This window comes from Thiocapsa sp. (assembly GCF_011390875.1).
Classification (GTDB): domain Bacteria; phylum Pseudomonadota; class Gammaproteobacteria; order Chromatiales; family Chromatiaceae; genus Thiocapsa.
In genome coordinates this window covers 1-6,966 of the sequence record NZ_JAABRP010000222.1, presented here as the reverse complement: position 1 = coordinate 6,966, position 6,966 = coordinate 1, and the positions used below count along the sequence as shown (strand labels likewise).

At 67.4% G+C, this 6,966-nt stretch carries 5 protein-coding genes and 1 pseudogene; 4 read left to right on the top strand and 2 right to left on the bottom strand.

All coding sequences use genetic code 11. From position 1 onward, the window contains the following. Positions 1-232, bottom strand: a pseudogene (locus tag GPT33_RS15680) (WD40 repeat domain-containing protein); the annotation flags it as partial. A 90-nt stretch (positions 233-322) separates the two neighbouring features. After that, positions 323-2,056 carry a biosynthetic-type acetolactate synthase large subunit gene (gene ilvB, locus GPT33_RS15675; protein WP_296810663.1) on the bottom strand — a complete coding sequence of 578 codons (1,734 nt, stop codon included), beginning with the start codon at positions 2,054-2,056 and terminating at the stop codon, positions 323-325. Between the two features lie 176 nt (positions 2,057-2,232). On the opposite strand from ilvB, the gene GPT33_RS15670 reads away from it, so the two are divergent. From GPT33_RS15670 to GPT33_RS15655, 4 genes are all read left to right on the top strand, one after another. Then, positions 2,233-3,054, top strand: a complete 822-nt coding sequence (locus GPT33_RS15670) for a hypothetical protein (protein ID WP_296810660.1) — start codon at positions 2,233-2,235, stop codon at positions 3,052-3,054. Between the two features lie 108 nt (positions 3,055-3,162). After that, entirely contained in the window at positions 3,163-3,384 is a 222-nt protein-coding gene (locus tag GPT33_RS15665; RefSeq protein ID WP_296810658.1) for a DUF1656 domain-containing protein, read from the top strand. Positions 3,385-3,416: 32 nt separating this feature from the next. After that, complete coding sequence (locus tag GPT33_RS15660; RefSeq protein ID WP_296810653.1) at positions 3,417-4,337, top strand: HlyD family secretion protein; 921 nt, start codon at positions 3,417-3,419, stop codon at positions 4,335-4,337. A gap of 44 nt (positions 4,338-4,381) precedes the next feature. Then, the gene (locus tag GPT33_RS15655; RefSeq protein ID WP_296810651.1) at positions 4,382-6,610 is read left to right on the top strand and encodes an FUSC family protein; all 2,229 of its coding nucleotides are present in this window, start codon (positions 4,382-4,384) and stop codon (positions 6,608-6,610) included. The last annotated feature ends 356 nt before the right edge of the window (positions 6,611-6,966 follow it).

The window sequence follows — 6,966 nt, the reverse complement described above, 5'->3', positions numbered from 1 at the left end:
CCGTGCCGCCCGAGGCGACCCAGTGTCCGGCGGGGTGGAAGCGCACGGTGTAGACGCGCCCGTCGTGACCCTGCATCTCATGCTCGACGCGCCCTGCGGCGACGTCCCAGATCTTGACCAGGCTGTCCCAGCTCGCGGTGGCCAGGCGCTGGCCGTCGGGGCTCAGAGCGAGTCCGTAGATGGTGTCTGTTGCGGCCGTGCGCGGTACGGAGCGCCAGTGTGGGGTAGGCATCGCGGTCTCCTTGTTGACTGATGCGAATGGATTTTAAACCGCGCCCGATGCGGTATGCGGTGTTTGGTGGATGGGCTTGGCCGCGCCGGCTCAGGACTCGATCATCTGGTCGAGGCGATGACCGGGACGCACCATGGGGATGACGTTCTCGGCCTTGTCGACCCAGACATCGACCAGGACCGGGCCGGGTTCGGCCAGCGCTTGGGCGACGCCCTCGCGCAGATCCTTCGAATGCTTGATGCGCTGGGTCTTGAGGCGCGGGTAAACATATTTAAGGCCGGTCAGGTTCGGGATCTGACGCCGACAGGTTTGGTCCAGATCCATGCAATCCGGGTCGCAGCTCGCGTCGCGGGCGAGACAGGTCTCGTAATGATGGCCCTCGTCCATCATGTCTTCCCACTGGCGGACCATCCCGAGAAAGCTGTTGTTCAGGACGAAGATCTTGAGCGGGATCCGGTTGGCGACCAGGGTGCCGAGCTCTTGGATGTTCATCTGAAAGCTGCCGTCGCCGTCGATCAGAACGAGCGGGTGGATCGGATCGGCGAACCAGGCCCCGATGGCGGCGGGCAAACCGAAGCCCATGGTCCCGAGCCCGCCGGAACTGACCCACTGACGCGGCCGGCGGAAGCGATAATACTGCGCCGACCACATCTGATGCTGGCCGACACCCGTAACCAGGGTCGCATCACCCGCCGTCAGCTCGGAGATGATCTCCACGACGGCCTGCGGCTTGATGTACTCGGAATGCCCGTAGGGTTTGGGCATCTGCTCGCGCCATTGCGCAATTTGGGTCAGCCAGTCGCGATGGTCGGCGGCCTGTCCGGTGCTCAAGGCATGCTCGAAGAAAGCGCCGAGCTCCGCGACCAGGTGCAGATCGGTCGCGATGGTCTTGTCGATCTCGGACGGGTCGATGTCGACATGTGCGATGCGCTTGCCGGCCGCGAAACCCTTCACCGCGACCCGGTCGTCGAACCGCCCGCCGAGCGAGAGGATCAGGTCCGCGTCGCGCAGGGCATAGTTGGCCGGGATGGTGCCGTGCATGCCCGGCATGCCGAGGTTGTGCGACAGCTCGAAGGGCAGGGCGCCGAGCGCGTTGAAGGTGGTGGCGACCGGGACGGCGAAGCGCTCGGCGAAGGCCCGCAGTGCCGATGCCGCGTTGGCGTGGATGATCCCGCCACCGGCCTTTACGACCGGGCGTTCGGCGGCCGCAAGTGCTGCAAGGATGGCGTCGGCCTTCACCGGGTCGAAGGCGATCGGCTCGCGATGACGGATCCGGGGCGGGTTCTGCCCGCTCGCCTCGGCGAGTTGCACATCCTTGCAGATGTCGACGACGACCGGGCCGGGGCGTCCGCGCGTCGCCAGCGCATAGGCCTCGCGCAGCACCCACTCCAGGTCGCGCACGTCCTTGACCAGATAGTTGTGCTTGGAGATCGGCCGCGTAAAACCGACGGTATCGACCTCCTGGAAGGCATCGGTGCCGATCGCCGCACTCGGCACCTGGCCGGTGATGAAGAGCGTGGGGATCGAGTCCTTGTAGGCGTCCGCGATGGGTGTGGCCAGATTGGTCGCTCCCGGCCCGGAGGTGGCGATCGCCACGCCGACGCGTCCGCTCGTCCGTGCATAGCCTTCCGCGGCGTGACCCGCACCACCCTCTTGACGACAGAGAATGAACTTGGGTGCCGGATCGCGGCGGCGCATTCGCCGATTCAGCTCGACATGCAGTGGAATCACGGCCCCGCCGGTATGGCCGAACAGATACTCGACCCCGAGGTCTGTCAGGACATCGAAGAAGATGGCGGCGCCGGATCGGGGGGCATGGCTCATGGGGCGAATGACCAGGGCTCAACGTCTGGGAAGCCGGTAATCATACCCTCACATGGCGCAAAGGGCAGGATGGATCGCCAACCAGGCGGGGCTTTCGGTTATCCTCCGCGCCTGGTCGGTACCCGTACCCCTCGACGGTGGCGGGGCATCAAGAATCGCGATTGAGGACGTTGTCGATGCAAGCGATCGTTGGGCGGCTTGAAGGACTGCTCCAAAGACTGAGGCGGGTAAATTACGAGCGGCTCCTGGTCGTCTCGGTTCTGGTTGCGACACTGACGGGGTCGCTCTATGTGTACCTCGTGGACTTCTATTTCGCGCGATCGCCGGATCAGGCCGTTGCCCCGGATCCGGAGCTTGCGGACCGGGTTGCCCCGATCGGACGGGTGACCCTCGCCGAACCTGTTGTTGCCGCGCCCGCGGCTGAGACCACGCTCGCTGCGACCGACGCCCCGGCGGGCGAGTCGGCACCGGCCGAATCGCCCGCCGAGGGCGGCATCGCCGAAGTGTCTGCATCCGATACGGGGTCGACCGACGCGGGGTCGACCGATGTGGCCGCGGCGCCGGATGCGTCGCCCGAGCCTCCGCCGGAGCTCTCGCCCGAGATGAAGACGGACCAGTTCGATGGGCAGGCCGCTGTTTCGGCGGATCCGATCGAGGCACTGTCCGCATCGACCGTGGCGGATGGGGTGGTTGCAGCCGAAGCCGAGCCGTCGGCCTCTTCCGAAGACCTTCAGGCGACCGTTCCCGCCGAGACGCTCGAGCAGCCGCGTTCGGCGCCGCTCTACCCACCGGTTCCCCCGGGCTTCATGCCGATACCCGCACAGGGTTACGCCCCGGTCTATCCGCACTATCAGCCGCCGCCCGAGGTGACTCGGCCGGCACCCGGCGCGCCGTCGTGGTACGCCCCCGGCCCCTATCAAGCCTATCCGCCGACCCTCTACGAACGCTCCGTGGCGCCGCCGGCCGGCTACCCGCCGCCGCAGGGCTGGGTGCGCTGAGGTGTCGCGGGCCGGGCTCGGGTTCGTCACGGGTCGCGGATCCGGCGCCGCCGAGGGTAGCCCCGAGACCGGCCGGCGAGCCCCGCAGGATGACCGGTCGCGTTTCTCATGAGCGCCGCTCCCGTCGAGCTGAGTCTGAACGGTGTCTATTATCCGCCTTGGCTGCTCTCGGCACTGCTCGGCCTGGTTTTCGCGATCACTTTGGCCGAGATCGCCAACCGCACCGGGCTGAGTCGGTTTGTGTGGCATCCGCCGCTGTTCTTCATCGCCCTGGTCGTCGCCTGCACCGTTTTGGTGGGCACGACCTTCATACCGTCGTTTTTCGGCTGATTCACCGACATCATCCATCCGGGCAAAGGCACATGAGCAACGCGAGCGCCGAGCAATGGATCCTGGACAGCGTGCGCGTGCTGGTGACTCTGTCGATGGTCGGCATCGCCGGCAGTGCCGCCTATTGGGCCTGGCAGCAGGGCAAGGCGCACCCCTGGACCCGCGACGGGCAGGTTCTGGCCGATGTGGTGCATGTGGCGCCCCGGGTCGGCGGTCAGGTGACCAGCCTTCATGTCGTCGACAACCAGCGGGTCGCCACGGGTGACCTGCTGTTCGAGCTTGATCGGCTGCCGTATCGACAGGCGTTGGAACAGGCCGAGGCCGACCTCGCCTTGCGTCGTGCCGAGGCGGCGGAGGCCCGGCAGGTCGCGGAGTCACCGTCGGGCGGCGTTCTCGCCGTGCAGGACGATGGCACCGAGCAGGCGCGTGCGGCGGTCACCGATGCCGCGGTTCTCGCGGCCGAGATCACCGTGACGACTGCGCGGATGCACCTCGACGACACGCGGGTGACGGCGCCTGTGGACGGCTATGTCACGAACCTTCAGCTCGGGGAGGGCTCCTATGCGGACGCAAGCGTGCCGCAGGTGGCGCTGGTGGCCGCGGACTCCTTCCGCGTCGAAGCCTATTTCAAGGAGACCGATCTGCCCGACATCCGCATCGGCGACCCGGCTGCAGTGACCCTGATGGGCTATCCGGACCGACCGCTGGCGGGTCGTGTCGAGGGTATCGCGTTCGGGATCGAGCGCCGTAACGCGACGCCCGGCCCGGGCGATCTGGCGCAGGTGGAACCGATGTTCGAATGGATCCGTCTTGCCCAGCGGATTCCGGTCCGGATTCGTCTCGACCCGCCTCCGGAGGGCATCGTGCTGCGCACGGGCTTGACCGCGAGCGTCGCCGTCAATCCGACCGCCGCGATCGGGGATGCGCCCGACGCCGTTCTCAACTCCGACTGACACGTCGAGCCGCGTTCGCCTGTCCAAGGCGGAACCCGAGCACCATGCCCCCGATCGCGAGCACCTGGCACCCCGCCGCCGCGCTCAATGCGCTGAAGACCACGCTCGGCGTCATCGTCGCCTGGGGCATGGTGCTCTGGCAGCAACTGCCGGATCCCTTTTTGGCGCCGGTCGCCGTCTTGTTCCTGCAGACGCCGTACCTCGGCGCATCCCTGCGCAAGGGGCTCATGCGCGTGCTCGGCACCTTGGCCGGGGCACTGCTGGTGCTCGTGCTCTTGGCGTACCTGATCCAGGACCGCTGGGCCTTGATCGGCGCGCTTTCCGTGGTGGTGGGGGTGTCGGTCTACATGATCCGCAACAGCCGCTACGGTTACGCCTGGTTCATGCTCGCCATCACCGCCGCGATTATTGCAGGGGATGCGTCGATGGAGCCGAGCTTGGCCTTCGCCAAGGCGGTCTCGCGCAGCACCGAGGCGGTGATCGGCATCCTGGTCGTGCTGGTGATCAACGGACTCCTCTGGCCGCGCACCGGAGGCGCCATCTACGACCGCACCTATCGCGACGCGCTCGCGGCGCTCGCCGAGCAGATGCGCCGGCTCGGCGAGGCGGTGTCGGCGGGTGCGGACGGACACCTGCCGCAGCCGCCGAAGACCTTGCGCGGTGCACCCGTGCAGCTGCGCGAGATCCTCGCGGCCGCTGCACTCGATAGCGGCGGTTTCCGGCGTCTGCAGCGCACCTACGAGGCGCAGATCGACGGGCTCGCCGCCGTGCTCGGCTCGCTCATGGCTTTCGGCGAGAACCTGCGCTTGGCCGCCGAGGGCGAGCGGGCCTTTCTGAGTGCCCCGCACCGGACGGCTCTGGGCAGTGCGCTTCGCGATCTCGCGGCCGCCGTCGAGGGGATCGAGCAGGATCCCGGCGCCTTCGCCGGGCGGACTCCTGCAGACGCCTTAACCGCCGCTCGGAAGTGCCTCGGGCGTCTGAGCGCGGACCCCGGTCGGGAGCCGGCAGCGGTCGCCGAGAGTGCCCTGCTGCACGCGACCGTCTTTGCCCTAAAAGTGCTGATCACCCGTGTCGACGGACTTGCCGATGCGTCCGTCGCGCTGGCCGCCGGGCGCGCGCTGCCGGTCACCGCGCTGGCCGCAGAAGTGCGCCAGCCCCTCGGCGAGCGGACCGCCCGCGCCCTGCCCAACGCCTTGGTCGCGGCCGCCGGCTTCTGGTTGATGGCCTTGCTGTGGGTCGAGTTGCAATGGCCGCCGTTCGGCGTCATCGGGTTGACCATGGTCATCGTGGTCATCGGCGTCGAGACCTTGGCGAATGTTCCCGTTCACCGGCGGGCACGCCGGCTCGCGATCGGCGGGGTGGCGGGAGCCCTGCTGACGGCGCCCGTCTATTTCGCGGTGATGCCGCAGTTGGACGGCTTTCTCGCGCTGTCGCTCGTGCTCTTCATCTTCTACTACCCGATCCTCTACTTCTTCCACGCTCTGCCGCCGCCGCGCAATCTCTTCTTCTTGGGCGCCGCTCTGATGGCGATCCTGATGGTCCAGCTTGAGCCGAGTCAAACCTACAGCGCCACCGGCTATCTTGGACTTTCCCTCAGTATCCTGACCGGCTTCATCGTCGGCATCACCCTGCTCGCCATCTTCGGGGGCGGGTCGCCTCAAGAGCATCTGCGTCGGACCTTGAAGAACCTGCTCGGGACGCTCGACCGCGCACTCGGTGATCTCGCCGATCGCAATCGCCCCGACTTTGCCGGGACGCTCGTGCGCTACGAGCAGCGTCTGCGCGCCGAACTTCAGTCGCTGGCCGAGATCGTCCCGATGGCCTATGCGGCGCACACGCCAGCCAACGACCGGGAGCGGATCGACGCGTTGTTGGATGCCGTCGAGACGTTGCTGATCCGCTTGGGTGCGCTGCAACGCGCGCGTGCACGGTGGCGTGAGGAGTGCGGTGCCGACCGAGAAAACAACTGCCCACGCACGGATTTCGGCCGGCACTGGCGGGAGGCATTCCAGGCCACGCTGCGCGAACTCCTGTGCAAGCTCGACCAGCCGGGTAGCCGGGTCAGTCTCGCCGCGCTTGATGCCAATCGCGACTTCGCCTTGTCCGAGGTCGCGCGTGTCGACGCCCTGCGACGGGGCGGCGATCCGCCGCCGGGCGCTTCCTATATCCTCGGGATCGCGGGTCACTACATCGGGGTTGCGCGCGGGTTGCGGACGTTCGCGGAGGCGCTCGAGGCGATCGACTGGGCGGCTTGGCGGCTGCCCCGCTTCTAAACCGCGTCAAGAGCGACATGTGTCATTCTCCTTCTGCATTTGGCTTTGGAGATGTCCTCGATCTCGGTGAGACGCGGTTTAAGTGACCATTCAGCGCCAAGGTGAACGCCTTGAATCACGTGTAGGATGGGTAGAGCGGAGCGAAACCCATCCTCCAAACCGCCGCGTTGTCGGGTTTCGGCCCGATGCCCTCGGCGCGGACTGGATGGGTTTCGCTGACGCTGCGTCGATGCCGGGAGCGGGAGGTTGGAGCGGGGAGGATGGGTTTCGCTGCGCTGCGTCGGAGCCGGGAGTGGGGCGTTGGAGCGGGGAGGATGGGTTTCGCTGCGCTGCGTCGGAGCCGGGAGTGGGGCGTT